The sequence below is a fragment of the Solibacillus sp. FSL H8-0538 genome (genome assembly GCF_038003525.1).
Taxonomy (GTDB): domain Bacteria; phylum Bacillota; class Bacilli; order Bacillales_A; family Planococcaceae; genus JBBOPI01.
In genome coordinates, this window is the sequence record NZ_JBBOPI010000001.1 from 3,458,689 (window position 1) to 3,477,089 (window position 18,401).

Annotated in this window: 18 protein-coding genes; 6 read left to right on the top strand and 12 right to left on the bottom strand. The window is 37.7% G+C overall.

Annotated features, from left to right (window positions below; all coding sequences use genetic code 11):
- The first annotated feature begins 416 nt into the window (after window positions 1-416).
- The 3 genes from MHH87_RS16570 (at window position 417) to cls (ending at window position 4,534) form a co-directional block, all read left to right on the top strand.
- Window positions 417-1,577, top strand: coding sequence for an MFS transporter (locus MHH87_RS16570; RefSeq protein ID WP_340750342.1), 1,161 nt, complete (start codon window positions 417-419; stop codon window positions 1,575-1,577).
- Window positions 1,578-2,132: 555 nt separating this feature from the next.
- A complete protein-coding gene (locus MHH87_RS16575) occupies window positions 2,133-2,963 on the top strand; it encodes a YwqG family protein (protein WP_340750343.1) in 831 nt (276 codons plus the stop codon).
- Window positions 2,964-3,094: 131 nt separating this feature from the next.
- On the top strand, window positions 3,095-4,534 hold the full coding sequence (cls, locus tag MHH87_RS16580) for a cardiolipin synthase (protein ID WP_340751039.1): 1,440 nt from the start codon (window positions 3,095-3,097) through the stop codon (window positions 4,532-4,534).
- Between the two features lie 35 nt (window positions 4,535-4,569).
- On the opposite strand, the gene MHH87_RS16585 is transcribed toward cls, so the two are convergent.
- The 4 genes from MHH87_RS16585 to MHH87_RS16600 form a co-directional block, all read right to left on the bottom strand.
- The gene (locus tag MHH87_RS16585; protein ID WP_340750345.1) at window positions 4,570-5,430 is read right to left on the bottom strand and encodes a M15 family metallopeptidase; all 861 of its coding nucleotides are present in this window, start codon (window positions 5,428-5,430) and stop codon (window positions 4,570-4,572) included.
- A gap of 221 nt (window positions 5,431-5,651) precedes the next feature.
- A complete protein-coding gene (locus MHH87_RS16590) occupies window positions 5,652-5,900 on the bottom strand; it encodes a hypothetical protein (RefSeq protein ID WP_340750347.1) in 249 nt (82 codons plus the stop codon).
- Between the two features lie 75 nt (window positions 5,901-5,975).
- Complete coding sequence (gene yidC, locus MHH87_RS16595; RefSeq protein ID WP_340750348.1) at window positions 5,976-6,737, bottom strand: membrane protein insertase YidC; 762 nt, start codon at window positions 6,735-6,737, stop codon at window positions 5,976-5,978.
- Window positions 6,738-6,937: 200 nt separating this feature from the next.
- Window positions 6,938-7,732, bottom strand: coding sequence for a helix-turn-helix transcriptional regulator (locus MHH87_RS16600; protein WP_340750350.1), 795 nt, complete (start codon window positions 7,730-7,732; stop codon window positions 6,938-6,940).
- Between the two features lie 504 nt (window positions 7,733-8,236).
- Between MHH87_RS16600 and MHH87_RS16605 the strand changes: the two genes are divergently transcribed.
- From MHH87_RS16605 to MHH87_RS16615, 3 genes are all read left to right on the top strand, one after another.
- Window positions 8,237-8,887, top strand: coding sequence for a LytTR family DNA-binding domain-containing protein (locus MHH87_RS16605; protein WP_340750352.1), 651 nt, complete (start codon window positions 8,237-8,239; stop codon window positions 8,885-8,887).
- A 310-nt stretch (window positions 8,888-9,197) separates the two neighbouring features.
- Window positions 9,198-10,721: a succinate CoA transferase gene (locus tag MHH87_RS16610; protein ID WP_340750354.1), complete on the top strand. Its 1,524-nt coding sequence runs from the start codon at window positions 9,198-9,200 to the stop codon at window positions 10,719-10,721.
- A gap of 106 nt (window positions 10,722-10,827) precedes the next feature.
- Complete coding sequence (locus tag MHH87_RS16615) at window positions 10,828-11,973, top strand: MFS transporter (protein WP_340750356.1); 1,146 nt, start codon at window positions 10,828-10,830, stop codon at window positions 11,971-11,973.
- Window positions 11,974-12,026: 53 nt separating this feature from the next.
- Here the strand turns inward: MHH87_RS16615 and MHH87_RS16620 are convergent, their stop codons facing one another.
- The 8 genes from MHH87_RS16620 to MHH87_RS16655 all read right to left on the bottom strand — a co-directional run bounded on the left by MHH87_RS16620 (window position 12,027) and on the right by MHH87_RS16655 (window position 18,359).
- A complete protein-coding gene (locus MHH87_RS16620; protein ID WP_340750358.1) occupies window positions 12,027-12,353 on the bottom strand; it encodes a 3-oxoacyl-ACP reductase in 327 nt (108 codons plus the stop codon).
- 236 nt (window positions 12,354-12,589) lie between these two features.
- Window positions 12,590-12,871 carry a GNAT family N-acetyltransferase gene (locus MHH87_RS16625; protein WP_340750360.1) on the bottom strand — a complete coding sequence of 94 codons (282 nt, stop codon included), beginning with the start codon at window positions 12,869-12,871 and terminating at the stop codon, window positions 12,590-12,592.
- 88 nt (window positions 12,872-12,959) lie between these two features.
- Window positions 12,960-13,871, bottom strand: a complete 912-nt coding sequence (locus MHH87_RS16630; protein WP_340750362.1) for a DUF1002 domain-containing protein — start codon at window positions 13,869-13,871, stop codon at window positions 12,960-12,962.
- A 133-nt stretch (window positions 13,872-14,004) separates the two neighbouring features.
- Entirely contained in the window at window positions 14,005-14,862 is an 858-nt protein-coding gene (locus MHH87_RS16635) for a CvfB family protein (RefSeq protein WP_340750363.1), read from the bottom strand.
- Between the two features lie 27 nt (window positions 14,863-14,889).
- On the bottom strand, window positions 14,890-15,309 hold the full coding sequence (gene mntR, locus MHH87_RS16640) for a transcriptional regulator MntR (RefSeq protein ID WP_340750366.1): 420 nt from the start codon (window positions 15,307-15,309) through the stop codon (window positions 14,890-14,892).
- 87 nt (window positions 15,310-15,396) lie between these two features.
- A complete protein-coding gene (locus tag MHH87_RS16645; protein WP_340750367.1) occupies window positions 15,397-15,696 on the bottom strand; it encodes a late competence development ComFB family protein in 300 nt (99 codons plus the stop codon).
- A 188-nt stretch (window positions 15,697-15,884) separates the two neighbouring features.
- A complete protein-coding gene (locus tag MHH87_RS16650) occupies window positions 15,885-18,008 on the bottom strand; it encodes a heavy metal translocating P-type ATPase (protein WP_340750369.1) in 2,124 nt (707 codons plus the stop codon).
- Between the two features lie 6 nt (window positions 18,009-18,014).
- Window positions 18,015-18,359 (bottom strand): ArsR/SmtB family transcription factor, encoded by a 345-nt coding sequence (locus MHH87_RS16655; protein ID WP_340750372.1) that lies wholly within the window; start codon window positions 18,357-18,359, stop codon window positions 18,015-18,017.
- Between the last annotated feature and the right edge of the window lie 42 nt (window positions 18,360-18,401).

Here is an 18,401-nt window from a genome sequence, read left to right on the forward strand (position 1 = left end):
AAAAGTTTCAAGTTCATAAGAGGTCTGACATATAACCTTTCACTTATCATACCATTAATTTTCACAAAAAAGTTTTTCGAATTTGTTACAATTTACAAAAGTCAAGTAAATCGTCTACACAAATTTTATCCCAATTTTTTAATTTTAAACACTCGATACTTACATAAGCATAAAATAATTGTTTTGAGGCAGTAAAATCGGATTAAACTAATCGCCTAAACCGGATTTACTATTTCAATTGGCCGTGCTAGAACGTACGATTGTACGCTTGGTCTCCCATATCAACACCTACATCGCTTGTGACAGGCACTAACAGGAGATTATAATTGTTATCATCCACGTATAAGGATACATGGATAGTTGTTTTTAAAACAGTTACAATAGATAGGATAATGTTAAAAGAAAGCAGGATTTATATGAAAAAGGCACTTTTATTACTGATGTCCATTCAATTCCTTGTGTACTTAGGGTTTGCGATTATTATTCCCGTCTTACCCGAAGTTATCATACAGCAAGGCTGGGATGAAATTCACGTCGGCGGTTTATTAACCGTTTATGCTTTAGCAAGCTTCTTCACCGCTCCTCTATGGGGGCAGCTATCTGATAAAATCGGACGCAAACAATTGATTTTAATTGGACTCATTGGCTTTAGCCTAAGTTTTATTATCTTTAGTGTATTCATTAGCAATTTATTCATGCTTTATGTCTCACGTGTTATTGGTGGCTTGTTCTCCGGTGCTCTCTATACTGCTGTTACAGGTTTCATTGGGGATATGTCTACAAACGAGACCCGTAATAAGTATATGGGCTTTATGGGCATGTCAATTGGACTTGGCTTTATTTTCGGTCCAGCAATTGGCGGGGTACTCGGCCATATTAGTTTACAGCTTCCGTTCATTGCGTCTGCTGCTCTGATCGCACTTCTATTTGTTTACGCTTTATTCGTGCTGCGTGAACCCGAGCGCTCTGGACAAGCAAATAAACGCGTACTTGTTCCGACTGGTGCTACCCATTTATTAAAATATCGTGTTCGCTATTTATTTCTTTTTTCTTTTTTCGTAACGTTTACGCTCGCTGGTGTTGAAGCGACGTTCCAGCTTTTCCAAATCGAACGAATTGCCATCACACCGTTACAGCTTGGTTATTTATTTATGTTTAGTGGCTTTGCAGATGCAGCAATTCAAGGCGGTGTCGTACGACGAATTAAAGACGGGGCAGAGGTTAAATGGCTAATCGGCGCCCAAATTGTTACAGCAGTAGGACTACTTCTCATTACATTGACAACAAGCCTAGTGTTTGCCGGAGTCGCTTTAGCTGTGTTTACTGCTGGAAACGCGCTCGCTAGAACTTGTGTCGTCTCACTCACTTCTAAAGAATCAGGAGGGAAATACGGCACAGCAGCTGGACTCACATACTCCATGGATAATTTAGGTCGTATAATCGGCCCGCTATTTTTCGCAGGTTTATTTAAGCTTGAGCCAACAATGACCTATTATTTCGGCATTATTTTCGCGGTGCTGACAATCCTATTTATCCTATTATTTAAAAAATCCACTAACACTTTACGAATTGATTAATAAATAACAAAAGCATTGCGTATTCTACAATTACGCAATGTTTTTTTGTTTCTTAAAACTAAATTCAATAAATTTTAGGCTCTTCACTATAATCCGCACTTGATTAAATTATCTCAAAAAATAAGCCCAGCGATATTGTAAAATCACCAAATAGATGATACAACATATCCAAAAATATGTGCAAAATGGATCGGATATCGCTTGCTGACGCTTATTACCGAATAAGTCGTATAGCGCTTTGCTCGATTGTGCGCATCCTGGATAAAAAAAATGCAGTGACGTAAAACGAAACGCCGACAGATTCGAACTATTGAGAATTTATAACATGAAAAAAGAGTGAGTCTCGTCGCAAGAGCAGATTTCGTTATTGAGCCAATTTTTTGTATCCTTATTAACTACTTTTATCGGAGTGACGTATCAACTAATTTTACAGTCCCTCCTTTTGTTCTCTCATTTCATGCAAACCCCTTTTATTTCTATTTTTAACTAAAAAAACATATAAAACTTATGGAGTAAGCACAAACTGAAGATACTTCTGTTTCAAGCAGGTAAAACTTGAAGCAACTTCACTTCAAAGGAGGAATTAACATAAATTCACCCAGACAGCTTCATGTACCGAAGGAGTTTGAAAACTTTCGCGTACATTTACAAAATTCAGCCGTCGTAACTTCCATAATTTACCCCATTCATGGTAAACCTAAAATTTACGAAAGTAAGCTTGCAGGATACCCATACTTACCACGAGATGCAGTACATCCAAAAGATGCTAACGGGCAGTACATGCTGTTATTAGCACAAATTAATTTTTCTGAAGTACATTTAGGTGCCCCATTCCCAACACAAGGCCTCCTACAATTTTATATTTCAGAACACTGTTATCACCATGCTCAATTAGGTACTGGGGATAGACTTTATAAAATACGGTACTACCCTACAATTATTGACAAGTCACATCTCATTTCCGACTTCTCTTATTTAACACAAACATATTCTACTGATTTCCCGATTAATAGTGAATTGGGTATTCAATTTTCGACAGCGATTGAACCGGTTTCAGCAACTGATTATCGATTATCATATTATTTTAACCCCTTAATATCGGGAGAGCATTTTGCAGTGGATGGGCGCACATTTAACGACCTGTACTTAGAGAACTTTTTAAGCGCAGACCACAAAGTAGGCGGTTACCCTTATTTTATTGAGGAAGATATTCGTAAAAATTCTGTAGCCCTTCAATGCTATGACACGCTATTACTTCAAATTGTTTCAAATGATGAACACGGTATTATGTGGGGCGACTGTGGTGTGATGAGCTTTTTTATTAACTCTAAAAAGCTACAGCATTTGGATTTCTCGGATATTTACTTTCATACAGAAGATTATTAAGCTGTCTCAAAATATTAATGCGACAGCTGCTTTTTATTGTTGAGGCTATTCATTTTAACTCGCCTTACATTACGTTATAATTATGTTCATTATAGTTAAAGTAGGTGAAAATATTGGCCACCTTTTTAGATATGAGTTACATTTTACCCATTGTTACATTCCTAAATATTTCATTTGCTTTAACGCTCATTTTTTTAGAGCGTAAAGATCCATCATCTAGTTGGGCTTGGATACTCGTATTATTCTTCCTTCCATTAGTGGGCTTTGTATTCTATTTATTGCTCGGTAGAAAGCTACGAAAAAAGCATTTATTCCGTTGGGAAGGAAGCAAAGATATTGGGATCGACAAATTAATCGATTTTCAAATTGAAGCGATAAAAAATGACCAACTCGATTACCGAACAGATCATGTCAAAGATTATAATCATCTTATTTATATGAACCTCACGACAAACAATTCCGTTTTAACACAGGACAATGATGTCGTCATTTATCTGGATGGGACAGATAAGTTTGAGGCACTTATTGAGGATATTTTAGCTGCGAAGGATCATATTCATATTCAGTATTATATTTTTAAGGTAGATAATTTAGGACAACGCATTTTGAATGTTCTTATTAAAAAAGTAAAACAGGGTGTAAAGGTACGTATTTTATATGATGAGATGGGGTCACGCGGTGTCAGAAAGCGCCATTTTAAAGATTTGACTGATGTAGGTGGCGAAGTCGAAGTATTTTTCCCTTCGATTTTTCCGATGATTAACCCTCGTCTAAACTTCCGAAACCACCGAAAAATCGTTGTGATTGATGGGCGTATTGGTTATATTGGTGGCTTTAATGTAGGGGATGAGTACTTAGGCTTAACCTCCAAATTCGGCTATTGGCGTGATACGCATTTACGTATTGAAGGCAGTGCCGTGCATCCGCTCCAAACTCGTTTCATACTAGACTGGAATCAAGCAAGTACCAAACAGCGGATTAATTATTCAGAACGTTATTTCCCTGCTATCCCCAAAAAGGGAGAAGCTGCGATGCAAATCATTTCAAGTGGTCCAGATACCGAGTGGGAAGTTATTAAAAATGGCTATATAAAGCTCATTACTAATGCAAAGAAATATGTTTATATTCAGTCCCCCTATTTCATTCCGGATGACAGCTTTTTAGACGCTGTAAAAATCGCTACGCTCTCGGGCATTGATGTTCGCATTATGATTCCCAATAAGCCGGATCATATTTTTGTATTCTGGGCGACTTACTCCTATGTTGGACAGCTTGTACACGCGGGCGCAAAAATTTATCATTACGCAAAAGGATTTATACACGCAAAAATGATTGTTGTTGATGACGAGGCTGCATCTGTTGGTACAGCAAATATTGACGTGCGAAGCTTTAGCTTAAACTTTGAAGTGAATGCCTTTATTTATGATCGTGAAATTGCACATAAACTAGCAGAAATTTTTGAGCAGGATATTTTAGATTGCTCCGAGCTAACCGTAGAAATTTATGAAAACCGCTCAAATATTGTAAAGTTTAAAGAATCTATTTCGAGACTATTATCTCCAATACTATAAAAAAACGTGTTTCGATTTTACTCGAAACACGTTTTTTAATCGATATTTAAATATTCCTCAAGTGAAACGCCTGCTTGAAATACTTTCGTTGCTAGTTCCTTACCTAAATAGCGGAAGTGCCAAGATTCATACATAAAACCTGTAACATTCTCTTTGCCTTTTGGATAGCGCAAAATAAAACCGTACTGGTGGGCATTGCCAATAAGCCATTGTCCGGCTTTCGTTTCACCGAATTCACTTGTTAGCCATAAATCCTCTTTACCCTTTTCACCAATATCAAAGGCCAATCCTGTTTGATGCTCAGAATAGCCAGGACGCGCGCTATAACGGTCTGCATTTACCTTGCCATCCCGATTCACGTAATTTGTATAAAGCTGTTGTTGATACTCATAAGAACGGAAGCCACTAAATGCAACAAGCTCGAATCCTTCTATTCTTGCAGCTGCTGCCATTTTCTCAAATGCAGCTCGCGCTTTTGGATCCTCACCCTTATTATACGTTTTAGGTAGAGGAGTCTTTTTATTTACAACGAGCACACCGTCAATAAATGTTGGCTCAGTTGGTGCAGCTTGTCCGTCAATATACCCATTTTCAATCTCTTGCTCTTTTGGTATAGAATCTTTAGGCTGCTCTGTGGTTGGCGCTTCTCCCTGCTCTACTTCTTCTGCCGACTTATCCTGGTTTGGTTGTGGTTCTGGTTGTGGTTCTGGTTCTGGTTCTGGTTGTGCATCCACTTCCGTTACTTGCTCTTCTTGTTGATGCGCTAAACTCGTTTTTGCCATTTCGTTTTTATAAAAAATCGAAGCAACAATAGAAATAAGCAACACAAATGAAATGAAAGCTCCAATTAATATTTTATTATTACTACGTTTATGACTCGTTTTCAACTTCCCCATAATGCGCCTACTTTCCTATACAATGTTACTATTTTAACATTATTTTTCTGATTTTACTTTATGAAAAACTTTTCTTGATGACAATCACCTAGTCGTTAGAAAGACACAACTCGTCCAAAATAGGGCGAGTTGATGTCCTTACTTATGTGAATGGGAAAGTCATACATTCTTATCCACTAAAAAGAGCTGTGACAATATACTTGTCGCAGCCTCCTTAAAATTTATCCCGAAATAATAATATACAAAACAAATGCGGATGCAACGGCAAAGAATAGGGACATATACTTCATCCACTTTGCCTCTTTTTCATAGCCTTTTTCTTTAAAACTACGGAATCGGAAAAAGTTTGATAATGCAAACATAATCGTTAACGCGAACACAGCTAGTTCAAAGTTTTGCTTCACTACGAAAAATAATGCAGTTAAGCTCGCCCCTACAACAAGAACAGTAGATACGATTTTTTCATTCATGCTGTCATCTCCTTCAGAAAGAAACATTTCACCACTAAAAAGTCGAGGCAAATAGCACCTCGACTGTATTGTACATTATTTTTCTATTTCCTCGGGTATTGCCGAATAATATTTCTTACCGATATATGTTTGAATAACTAAAATTAGTCCTCCAATAGACCAGTACAGCGGTAGTGCGGCCATTGATGAGAATGAAATAAACACAATCATTATCGGAGAAATATACATCATAATTTTCATTTGAGCCTTTTGTGCATCAGGTACAGTCCATAATGATACTTTTGCTTGTACAAAATAAATAATACCCGCAACAATCGTCATCGTAATGTCCGGTGACCCTAAACTAAACCATAAAAATTCATGCGATTTTACGTCGGCCGAATGTAAGATGGCAAAATATAATCCCATAACAATTGGCATTTGAATGATAATTGGTAAACAACCCATATTTATAGGATTAATTCCGTTATCACGATACAATCCCATCATTTCCTGTTGCAGTGACATTTGCTCTTCTTTTGTTTCAGCAGTCTTTAATTTCTTTTGGATTTCGTCCATTTTTGGTTTAACGACATCCATTTTTGTTTTCATTACCGCTTGATTGCGGTAATTTTTCAACATAAATGGCATTAACACTAAACGAATCGCAATTGTAATCGCAATGATTGCTAATCCATAGCTCCCGTTAAATACCGTATTACCTAAAAAGTCTAATAAACTATCCATAGGTTTTACAAAAACACTATAGAAAAAGCCTTCTTTATTGTCGACTGACTCACACCCTGTCAATAATACGAGAACCAGTGTCAACAGGGAACCTAACTTTAGTTTTTTCATTTTTCCACCTACTATAATATTTTAACTATTTCGAAGTATAACGTAACTCTTTAATAAATATCAAATAGCAGGCATGGTTTTATTATAGTTGTCAAAGCATGAGCACATCCTCGATTATGCGCAAATCCTGCTAACGTGACAGGATCCCGCGTTCTTAAGGAAGTACAACGGTAAAAACATTCGCGAATACTCTTTTCTTGTTAAACTTTTTCATATTCAAGTTCGCCAATTTCAAAGCGGTAAAATTCATGATGTAGTTCATCACGGAAATGCTTGGGTGTAACGCTCGTATATTTTTTGAAAATCCGCGTGAAATAGCTTTGATTACAGAAATGGAATTGGTCTGAAATTGACGTAATGCTTTTATTTGTATGACGTAAGTAATATTGAGACTCTTCCACGCGTCGAACATTTAAATATTCAACAAGTGTAATACCCACATGCTCACGGAAAATTCGCGACAAATGGCTCGTACTAATATGGAAATTTCCTGCAATACTCTCTACGGTTAAGTCATTTTCTAATTCATCATTAATATACATAATGACTTTATTTACTGTTTGGTGGCGGAATGTTGGTTGCTTTCGATCTGCGATGAAGTACACATAGAAATCAATTAAATCATCTGCGAATTGCAAAAATTCCGCATCCTTCATTTTATTTTCGATCATATCGGCACATGCAAGGTTAAATGCAAACGCTTTTTTCGAAGGAACTTGGTTATCAAGCAACTTACGGGCAACAATCGATGACAAAATCACAAAGTAATGGCGTACTACTTTAATTACTTGTTTTCCAAAACGAATAGAAAGGATATCAATAATCTCATGTAAAGATTTTTTTGCCTTCACTGCCTCCAAATGATATATCTCAAACAATAGCTTAGACTCTATTGTGAAAAATTCCTCAATCCCATTGTATTGGTTAATATTATCTATTTCTTGGAAGTATCTTTTAGAAATTGTTTCAGATATTGAATGTTGATGTAATTGCATAGATTACCCATCTTTCTTCAGAATGCAATGCGCATTATTTATTTACAAAAATTTACGTAAACCTTATTGCTATTTTTGAAAAGTAAACTACGAAAATGTTTTTTGGTAATTTTTTATAACATATTGAGTAAATCAATTGGTCCTCTAAACGCTAAATATACTATGTAACACTACGTTTTTCTTATAATTTTTAGTAACTAAAGTGAATATTACCATAATTTGCGTTTTTTTTTCAACCTAATTTTAGTAAACATTATAGTTCTAAAATCTTATTCATGCCCTTCCAAAATGATTAGACCATAGCTTTATATGCTACTTTTCCTACTAAATTAACAAAGAATTTTTTCCAATAAAAATACATAAATTGGATCTTTTAAAACTTTTACATTTACTTCAACCATAATTATTTCTTTGTTATTCAAAAATCTTCTTTAGGTAAACACTTTAAATATGTAGTAAAATAGTACATAATTATTTAAAATGCTTATGAAGAGGTGTTAGAGAGTGGATCCAAAACAAATAGAAGAAATCATGGATATAATTAAAGAATTTTTCCCAGAAAATACGTCAATCGCTATTTCAGATACAAATGAGTATTTGTATTATCAACCTAGCAAAAAAGTTGACCTGAAAATTAAGCCGGGTGATCCAATCAAAGAAGGTTCTGCTGCACACAAAGCGGTAACGTATGGACAAAAAATCAGTACTTACATCGAACCGGATGTTTTCGGCGTACCCTATTTCGGCATGAGTATTCCACTAATAGAAGAAGGTGAAACAAAAGGCGCTATTACAGCCATCTTCCCACAAAAGCCATCACCATTTTTAACAAACTACATTACCGTAAAGATTGATGACTGCTGGTACCCAATCAAGCATAACCAAGTCATTTATCTTGAAACACAGCTTCGTAAAACATTTGTTAAAACAATGGGCCGTGAAGGTTATCACCGTTTAAACTTAAGCGATCTAGAACTTTTCCTTGCTCCAGATTCATTTATTCGATGCCATCGTTCATATATCGTGAACATTGATTATATCGATGAGATTCAACCAGATTCTCACTCAACATTCTTATTAATTATGAAAGACGGTACGCGAATCCCTGTAAGTCAGCGTTACGCAAGCTACTTCCGTCGTTCATTAGGATTCTAATTCCATAGACTTAAATAGCTGTCTAACAAAAGACCTTTGCACTATTTGCAATGGTCTTTTTGTATTTATTTGATTTACAAAATATACAAATTCCCGTCGTTCAATAACACTATTCATTCGAAAAAACTCCATTATTCTCTTTAAAGTATTTTTTAAGCGCTTTTATGTGCTTTATGGAGATTTTGTGACAATTTGATGTTATTATTAGGTAATACGCTGGTTAGATATCCGGCCGAATAAACAGAAAATTCTTACACATTTTTTCAGTCTTACAAACCATCATAAAAACTTTTTAGGGGAGGATTTTAAAATGGATCCAAGAGTTGAGAAACGCTTAGGTTTAAAAGAATTAGCAGATAAAATCGTATCTGCACAAGAAGCTGCAGCTTTAATTGAAGACGGCAGTGTAGTTGGTATGAGTGGATTTACTCGTGCAGGGGACGCGAAGGTTGTACCACTAGCACTAGTAGAACGTGCTCAAAACGAAAAATTTAAAATCGATGTATATACTGGCGCTTCATTAGGTCCTGAAGTAGACAAACACCTTGCTGAAGCAGGAGCTATCCGTAAACGCGGACCATTCATTGGTGATGCAGGTATCCGTAATTTAATTAACTCTGGTGATGTATCATATGTAGATGCTCATCTTTCTCATAACGCGGAACTAGTGCGTCAAGGGATTATCGGTCCAATTAAACACTTAATTATCGAAGCTGTTGCCATTACTGAAGATGGCTTAATCATTCCTTCAAACTCGGTAGGAAACTCACCAATCTTCGCTCAATACGCTGAAAATATTATTGTTGAATTAAACCTTTCACATCCAGAAAGCTTAATCGGTATTCATGATATTTATGTACCAAAAGCACAAGGTGAACGTGAGCCAATTCCTATGACTGATATTACACAACGTATCGGTGAAATCGGTATTCGTGTAGATCCAGCTAAAATTCAAGCAATCGTTATTTCTGAAGAGCCAGATGCGCCTTCATTAATCGTACCTCCAGATGAAGAAACACAGAACATGGCTAACCTTTTATTAGACTTCTTCCGCAGTGAAATTAAAGCAGGTCGTTTAACTAATAACTTAATGCCATTACAATCTGGTGTAGGTTCTGTAGCAAACGCAGTACTTGATGGCTTTGCGAATTCAGAATTCGAAGATTTAGTTGTAGCTTCTGAAGTACTTCAAGATGCTGTATTCAACTTAATCGATGCTGGTAAAGTTAAATACGCTGCTGCAACTTCAATTACACTTACTGAAGAATTACAGAAAAAAGTGTACGGCAACTTAGAAAAGTATGCTGACAAAATTTGCTTACGTCCACAAGAAATCTCTAACCACCCAGAGCTTATTCGTCGTTTAGGATTAATTTCAATTAACACAGCTCTTGAGTTAGATATTTATGGTAACGTAAACTCTACGCACGTATCAGGTACAAAAATGATGAACGGTATCGGTGGTTCTGGTGACTTCGCGCGTAACGCTCGTCTGGGTATCTTCGTAACGAAATCATATGCAAAAGGCGGCGCGATTTCTTCAATCGTTCCAATGGCATCTCACGTAGACCATACTGAGCATGATGTAGATGTAATCGTAACTGAACAAGGGATCGCTGACTTACGTGGCTTAGCTCCAAAAGAGCGTGCTGCTTTAATTATCGAAAACTGCGCTCACCCAGATTACAAAGAACAATTACGTGATTACTACAACCGTGCTGTTGAAGCAACTGGTAACTCACAAACTCCTCATATCTTAGAGGAAGCTTTATCTTGGCACGTGAATCTTGCGAAAAACAAAACAATGAAACAAGAAACACCTGCTCAAGCTTAATTGATAAATTTATCGACAAAATCCCTTAATTGGATTTTGTCGATTTTTTTATATTTTAAAATGCTATAATAGGTGAATAAAAAGCTACTCTGGAGGGATGGGCATTTTGCGGTATTTTATTTATGCCATTATTTTCTTTTCATTTTTTGATTTATTTACACAGCTACCGATTATGAGCACATTTGCTGAATCTGTTGGTGCTTCTGCATTTGTAACCGGACTAGCTGTCGGAATGTATTCCTTTTCAAATACATTCGGAAATATTTTTTCTGGATTTTTTACAGACAAAAAAGGACCATTTCATGTGCTTGTGGCTGGTCTTCTCCTAACAGGTGCGGCTTTGTTTCTTTACGCCTTTATTGAGGAACCTTTCGCCCTTCTTGCCATACGTTTCCTTCATGGATTAGTTGCTGGATTTATTGTGCCAGCTGCCTTTACATATTTAGCGAATGAGACCTCACCGGAAAAACGCGGGAAAGGTGGAGCTATTTCTGGTGCATTTGTAGGGATTGCTGCCATTATCGGACCTGCTTTTAGTGGGATTTTAGCTAGTCGCACGAGCGCTCCTATTGTGTTTAACTTTACGGGTATATGTATGGTTGTTCTAGGGCTCATCGCTGTTGTTGTTTTACGTAATCAACAGGGGCATCGTAGTACAAAAACAGCTTCAACCGAGGTGCCAATTCGGGCATTCTTTAGAAACAGTGGTACATTAAAGGCGTTTACAGGCGCATTCTTTTTAATGTTCTCGCAAGGCGTCATTGCATATTTATTACCTTTACATGTTCAAAGTTTAGGATTTGATTCAAGAATGAGCGGTATGTTGATGAGTACGTTCGGTATAGTTGCTGTTTTGGTATTTATTTTACCGACGAATAAAATTTTTGACTTAGTTAAGCCGAAGTATACGTTAGCACTTGGTATCGGATTGATGGGCATTAGTCAGCTATTGCTCAGTCAATCCAGCGACACAACACTCCTATATGTCGCACTTGCTTGCTACGGGGTAGGATTCGGCTTTTTGTTCCCTTCAATCAATTCCTTATTAATTGATTCCACTACAAAGGAAGTACGAGGAAAGGCGTATGGCTATTTTTATGCATTCTTTTCTTTAGGTGTCGTCGTCGGGTCTTCATTACTCGGTTGGTTACCTATCAATCATACGCAGGGCTTCATACTTACAGGTACTTTGTTAATTGTATTTGCTCTCATTTCACTAATGGATCGGCAGAAATTTGTCCATTTAGCATAAATTAAAGCATGGCTCAAAATAATATGAGCCATGCTTTTTTATTATTTATTAAGTTATTGACTTTCTTCGTTATAATAATTAACCGTTGTTATTGCTCCTTCGCTAACCATATTATTACCACGTATGACTTGATTTGTTGCTTCAGCTGCACCTTGAGCGACATCATTTAGTGACTCGCCTGCTCCTTCATTCGTCTCTTGCAGGTACTTCTCTGTATTTTTATTGTTTTCTTTTTGCGTATCAACGAAGTTCATCGCTTTTGTTTTGGCTTCATTTAAAACCACCATTGCTTTATCACGATTTTCTTTTTTGCTCAGTACTGACGCTACACCAGCAGCTAAACCCGCAAGTGCAATACTTTTACCTTTGAACTTTGCCATTGAATATCCCTCCATAAAAATATTAACTGTTATGAAGTTCTTTTACCCAACATGATTAAAAAATAAACCTAAAGCTTCGCTGTATAAATTATGCAAATGTTTCAACATAGAGATATTGAATATGAGTGGACAGAAATTTCACCTCTTTTGGGTGAAGCCGCATTTGTTTTTACATCATCACCCTTTAAAGACCGTGAAAAAAGGAGTTGGCACATTTTAAGCCAACTCCTTATTTTTTATGCCTTCACATCATCATACTCTTCCGTTTTTTCGAATGCCGCTACTACATAAGAACAAATGGCATTCATTTTCAATTCATTTGCACGAGCATAATCTGCTGCTGTGTCTAGTAATTTTTTTGCTACCCCTTGCCCACGCAGTACGTCAGATACGTACGTATGATCCATATGCATTACTCCGTCGTGTTCAGACCACGTAATTTCAGCAACCTTTTGGCCATCCTGCTCATATTCAAATGCCGCATGATTTGGAAGTACTTTATTTAACGAAAATTGCATTGTCTTCCCTCCCCATTTAATTCCAATATATCACAATTAGGTTTTCACTATACAATAAAAGCCTCCCATGAAAGGAGGCTTTTAGCTATTATTTAAACCAAGAGGATACCGTATCAACTAAATTGTTGAAAAAGTTTTTAACGCTTGTCCAGAAGCCCTCATCTTGTAAGATTGCGCCGAATTTTTCTTCAAACTTTGTACTTAAATCGGTTAATTGGCTTGATAACTTACTAAAATCGATATTTAAATTACTAATACGGTCCATTAGATCTACTAACAGCTCGCGGTCTTTATCACTTAGCGTAATTTGTAGTTTTGATAATTGTTCTTCTACAATTTGTTGGACTTCTTCACGCGTTGCGGGATTTTGTTCTGCAATCACTTTTTTAATTTGTGTAAGCAACTCTGCTACCTTTTCATCACTAATGCCTGCATCTTCTGTTAGAGACGTGGCAACAGATAGTTCATCATTGGCTACATCTGTACGTTCAATATCCAGTGCTTCTCCTGTTTTTACCTCGTATGCCTTGTAAATCCCTACAAGTGCAGAGTGGCCGGTTACTGGCTTTGGTGCCGCAATTTCTACAATTGCATCCTCAATACCAGCTGTCAGCATTGCATTAGCGTACATTTCTGCTGTTACTTGTGTAATATTTTCTGGTGTAACAATACTAATGATTAAGCCTTTACCTTCATCTTGACGTGTAATTTTCGCTGATGAGTACATGCGTGAACTTGAGTTACTGTCTTTAATATAATTCACTAAGTCCTGTCCCGATACTGTAATTTCATCAAATTCCGGCTCTTGCTCAACCCGCAATGCTGTTTTTACTATTTCTTTTTCCGCGTCTGATAAACTACTACCGTACACAATAATCGGTACTCCAAGCTTTTCGTTTATGGCATTTTGATTATTTGTAGTAGCGAATGTAGATGTTGGAAGGAAAAATGAAATGGTTAGCGTAAATATCGCTAGACAGGCAATCCATTTTTGTTTCATTTTAATAACCCCTTTCGAAACGTACTCATTTATTTATATTATACAGCATATCAATTCATGTACGTTCTCTTAGTTAGTAGTACGACAAAAAAAGCAAAAGGTTCCAGCATACGCTCCACCTTTTGCTTTGATTTTAGACGCTCTCTGTCCAGCCGTCTTGTTGTTTAATTTTACCGGCTTTCATTAATGTGCCTAAAGCGCGCTTGAACGCACCTTTACTAATTTTAAACATTTCTTGTACTTCTTCTGGTGTTGATTTATCGCCAAATGGCATTTTACCACCAACACTTTCAAGATAAGCAAATATCTTTTCTGCATCCGTACCTAAACGCTCATGCTTACGTGGTAGTAATGAGCCGTTCAGTGAGCCATCATCTTTCACGTCGATAATGCGCACATGCACTTCTTGTCCCAGACGAGGTTCTGCTTGCATTTCTGACTCATGTACAAAAATACGGTACGGTACGTCAACGCCTAATAGGAATGAACCTACTGGTAGTAAACGGTACGGACGCGCAATAAGGTTTTTGTTGTGCACATCTTCCGCAGCACCTTCGTACATTTCAATTACTTTTTCTTCTGTCACTAACCGACCGAATAAATCGCCATTGCGGTCTGTACGCAATGTCATATATAAATGGTCACCTGGTTGTGGCCATAATTCCTCAAGTACTGGTAAATCCTCCGCCTTCACTAACACTTCACGCGATGTACCGATATCACAAAATGCGCCTTCACGTGTTACTTTAAGTACGCGTCCCCAACCGTAGTCCGCTTCTGTAATGGTTGGCAATGCTGTCGTTGCTTGAAGATCCCCGCGGCGGTCCGCAAATAAAAATACTTTCACTTGCTCACCGATCGTTAACGGTTCTAAAACGTCTGAAGAATTTAACGGAATTTCTACATCACCATTCGTTAAAATATAGCGAGACCCTTGTTCTTCTAATACTGTCAAGCTGACAACTTGACCCGATTTGATTAATTGATTCATTTATTTCCCTCTTTTCCTCGTAAATCATTACATACTATGATTTGTTTTCATTTCCTCAAGCTTTTTTGTAAGCTCTGGTTGGTCTTCCAATAACTGAACTAAGTCAGCAATTCGATCGATGGAGTTCCAGCTAAGGTGATGCTCAATCCCTTCAACATCCTCATATATACGTCCTTCATCGACACCGATAAGACGTAAGAATTGCTCCAATAGCTCATGTCGTTGGACAAGGCGCTTTCCTAGCTTTTCCCCTTTTGGTGTTAATGATAAGCCTCTATATTTTTCGTATACTAAATATCCATCTTTATCTAATTTTTGGACCATTTTCGTAACTGAGGAAGGTAGAACAGATAATGCATCCGCAATATCAGACACACGTGCGTACCCTTTATTTTCAATTAGTAAATAAATTTGTTCAATGTGGTCTTCCATGCTCGGTGTTGGCATATCCTGTTCCCTCACTTTCCAAATGCTATTACAAGTTTACTACAACTTTGTATAAAAAGTTAACTGAAAACGAAAAATGAGCCATCCTCATACCGAAGAAGGCTCATTTTCATGTCGCGGATTGCGCCCTACAATATGAATCGCACGAATAATTTGTTTATTAATCATTTCAATATTTTCTGGTGTATTAAGTTGTTGAAATGCCGCGTCACGTGAATCTTTCGTAGTAACATATTTAGGAGGCAGAGTATTCAAAGTTATGGCGATAATATCCAACTCACAAACCTTACAATGACAAAAAGTTTGATACTCATTCCCATGCAGTAAAAATCTGACAAGTCCACTTACAATTTCTTCAATAACATTTCCTAAAACCGGTTCTGTCATATAATACTTTCGCCTCATTTAACTTTTTCGTTAATATTCATTTAACTCATCATAGCGCTTAACTGAGAATAACTCAATATTCCCCATGCATTTCAACAAAAAATTATCGTTTTTCCGTTTTCCAATAAATCTATAATGTTCTATTCAGATGCTTAAATTTTAATTTATTGTTAAATTTTAATAACTATTTAGGATTTATTGATTTTTAATAATCGTAAGGAATTGAGTACGACGAGTAACGTGGCCCCCATGTCAGCAAAAATAGCAATCCATAACGTTAGCCATCCTGGAATAACAAGTAATAGCGCAAGTAATTTCAAGCCCAGAGCAAACGAAATATTTTGCTTTATAATTTGGAGCGTTTTTCTACTCAGTCGAATTGTATAAGGCAACTTTGTTAAATCATCACCCATTAATGCAATATGTGCCGTTTCAAGTGCTACATCTGTGCCAGCACCACCCATCGCAATTCCGACAGAAGCCGTGGCAAGTGCAGGAGCATCATTCACTCCATCACCTATCATTGCAACTGCTCCGTACTGTTGTTGGAGCTGCTTCATAGCCTCTAGCTTATTTTCTGGAAGTAGCGCTGCTCGCACATCACGAATACCGAGCTGTTGTGCAATAGCCTGCGCCGTCTGTTCGGCATCCCCTGTTAGCATAACTGTATGCTCGATATGATTATGATGGAGCGCTTCAATGACCGCGCGACTTTCAGCTCGAATTTGATCCGCTATCGCAAGTGCACCTATAACTTCGAATTTTGTTGCAGCGACAATGACAGATTGCCCTTGCATTGTAAGCTGTTGAATTGTCTTAGCTAACTGCGGTGTTAAAGGGGCAATCGTTTCAATCCATTTTACACTACCGACGTAAACGGTTTGCTCGTTGACGGTAGCATACGCTCCCTTTCCTGTTACTGACTGGAACTCGGAAGGCTCTGGAATGATGACACCTTGCTGATGAGCTTTTGATAGCACAGCGCGAGCGAGCGGATGCTGTGAATTTTTTTCAACCGCTGAAACCATCGCTAGTAGCTCGACTTCTAATAGGTCTGCTGCCGGAATAATATGCGTGACTTCCGGTGCACCTTTTGTTAATGTACCGGTTTTATCAAATGCAACCGCCTTAATGCGCCCAAGCTCTTCTAAATGGACACCGCCCTTAATAAGCACACCTTGCCCCGCTGCGTTTCCAATTGCTGTAACAATCGCAACGGGTGTTGAAATGACGAGCGCACACGGACACCCTACAACGAGCACAGCTAAACCTTGATAAATCCAATGCTGCCAGTCTCCAGTAACGAGTGGTGGAAGAACAGCTACAAGTAGTGCCACAAGCATAATAGCTGGAGTGTAATATTTTGCAAAGCGGTCAACGAATTTTTGAGACGGCGCCTTCTCTGCCTGTGCCTCCTCTACTAAATGAATTATTTTAGCAATTGTTGTATCTTCTACGCGCTTCGTCACCTTTACCTCAAGCGCGCCTTCTTCGTTTAACGTCCCAGCAAACACTGTGTCATCCACCATCTTTGTTACAGGAATAGATTCACCTGTAATCGGTGCTTGATTAACTGTTGAAAGTCCGCGAATAACAATGCCGTCCATCGCAATTTTTTGACCTGGCTTTACAATTAGCACATCGCCTATTTCAATATCTTCCGTTGCTACTTCCATCTCATGAGTGTGATTACCGTGCGCACGTTTTACAAGTGCTACAGGTGGTGCAATATCCATTAGCTGCGCAATCGATTGTCGCGCCTTATTCATTGAGTAAGCTTCTAATGCCTCACTAACGGCAAATAAGAATACAACAATAGCTGCCTCCTGCCATTCACCAATAATCGCAGCGCCAATGATCGCAATTGTCATTAATGTTTTCATATCAAACTCAAACTTCAGTAAATTTCGTAAGCCAGTTTTAAAAATCTGTAAACCCCCAATGATAATGGCAATACCGTATAAACTATTAACTGCAATATGACCCTCACCTTGAAAGGTCCCTATAAAATAAGCTGCAACGACAAAAAATAATGAAAGTGCAGCTAGCTGATTTTCCGTACGTTTATAAAATGGCACACTTGTATCAATCCGGCGCTCCGTAGCAGCTACTACCTTAATACCGTCAAAGGCTCCAGCTTCCTCTAGCTGCTCTAGAGATGCATCCCCCGTTACAGTAAGCTTTGCCGCACCAAAATTTAATTGCACATCCTCTACCGTTGGAATGTCCCGAACATTACGTTCAAATTTTGCTGCGCAGTTTGCACACGATAAATTTTGCAGACGGTATTGCTGTTTGTTTGTTTCATTCATGGTAATTCACTCCTTTGAATGTTCATACGCAATTTTAACGATTTGATATACATGATCATCTGCTAACGAGTAATACATTAGTTTGCCATCTCGTTTAGATATCGCTAATCTGTGCTCCTTTAAATAGCGTAAGTGATGAGATGCTGTTGCTGTACTTGAACCGATAACGGCGGCCACATCACATACACATAGAGACTCTTCAATTGTTAACGCATAGGCAATTTTTAAACGAGTTTCATCTGCCAACGCTTTTAAAAACTGAGCCACCTTCGATAAGTCAGGCATTTGTTGCTGTACATGATGAACGGCGGCTTCATTAATCTTTGTGATTTCACACACTTCTTTATTCACTGTCTCACCTCATTCAAATATTCATTTGATTGTTCACAGTAT

What these genes read in the sequence shown, in the direction of transcription:
- MHH87_RS16610 (WP_340750354.1), top strand. Translation starts at nt 9,198, where the DNA reads ATGGATCCAAGAGTTGAGAAACGCTTAGGTTTAAAAGAATTAGCAGAT.
- MHH87_RS16645 (WP_340750367.1), bottom strand. Translation starts at nt 15,696, where the DNA reads ATGACAGAACCGGTTTTAGGAAATGTTATTGAAGAAATTGTAAGTGGA.
- MHH87_RS16570 (WP_340750342.1), top strand. Translation starts at nt 417, where the DNA reads ATGAAAAAGGCACTTTTATTACTGATGTCCATTCAATTCCTTGTGTAC.
- MHH87_RS16600 (WP_340750350.1), bottom strand. Translation starts at nt 7,732, where the DNA reads ATGCAATTACATCAACATTCAATATCTGAAACAATTTCTAAAAGATAC.
- mntR (WP_340750366.1), bottom strand. Translation starts at nt 15,309, where the DNA reads ATGCCAACACCGAGCATGGAAGACCACATTGAACAAATTTATTTACTA.
- MHH87_RS16620 (WP_340750358.1), bottom strand. Translation starts at nt 12,353, where the DNA reads ATGGCAAAGTTCAAAGGTAAAAGTATTGCACTTGCGGGTTTAGCTGCT.
- MHH87_RS16650 (WP_340750369.1), bottom strand. Translation starts at nt 18,008, where the DNA reads ATGAATGAAACAAACAAACAGCAATACCGTCTGCAAAATTTATCGTGT.
- MHH87_RS16590 (WP_340750347.1), bottom strand. Translation starts at nt 5,900, where the DNA reads ATGAATGAAAAAATCGTATCTACTGTTCTTGTTGTAGGGGCGAGCTTA.
- cls (WP_340751039.1), top strand. Translation starts at nt 3,095, where the DNA reads ATGAGTTACATTTTACCCATTGTTACATTCCTAAATATTTCATTTGCT.
- MHH87_RS16585 (WP_340750345.1), bottom strand. Translation starts at nt 5,430, where the DNA reads ATGGGGAAGTTGAAAACGAGTCATAAACGTAGTAATAATAAAATATTA.
- MHH87_RS16630 (WP_340750362.1), bottom strand. Translation starts at nt 13,871, where the DNA reads ATGAAACAAAAATGGATTGCCTGTCTAGCGATATTTACGCTAACCATT.
- MHH87_RS16625 (WP_340750360.1), bottom strand. Translation starts at nt 12,871, where the DNA reads ATGCAATTTTCGTTAAATAAAGTACTTCCAAATCATGCGGCATTTGAA.
- yidC (WP_340750348.1), bottom strand. Translation starts at nt 6,737, where the DNA reads ATGAAAAAACTAAAGTTAGGTTCCCTGTTGACACTGGTTCTCGTATTA.
- MHH87_RS16635 (WP_340750363.1), bottom strand. Translation starts at nt 14,862, where the DNA reads ATGAATCAATTAATCAAATCGGGTCAAGTTGTCAGCTTGACAGTATTA.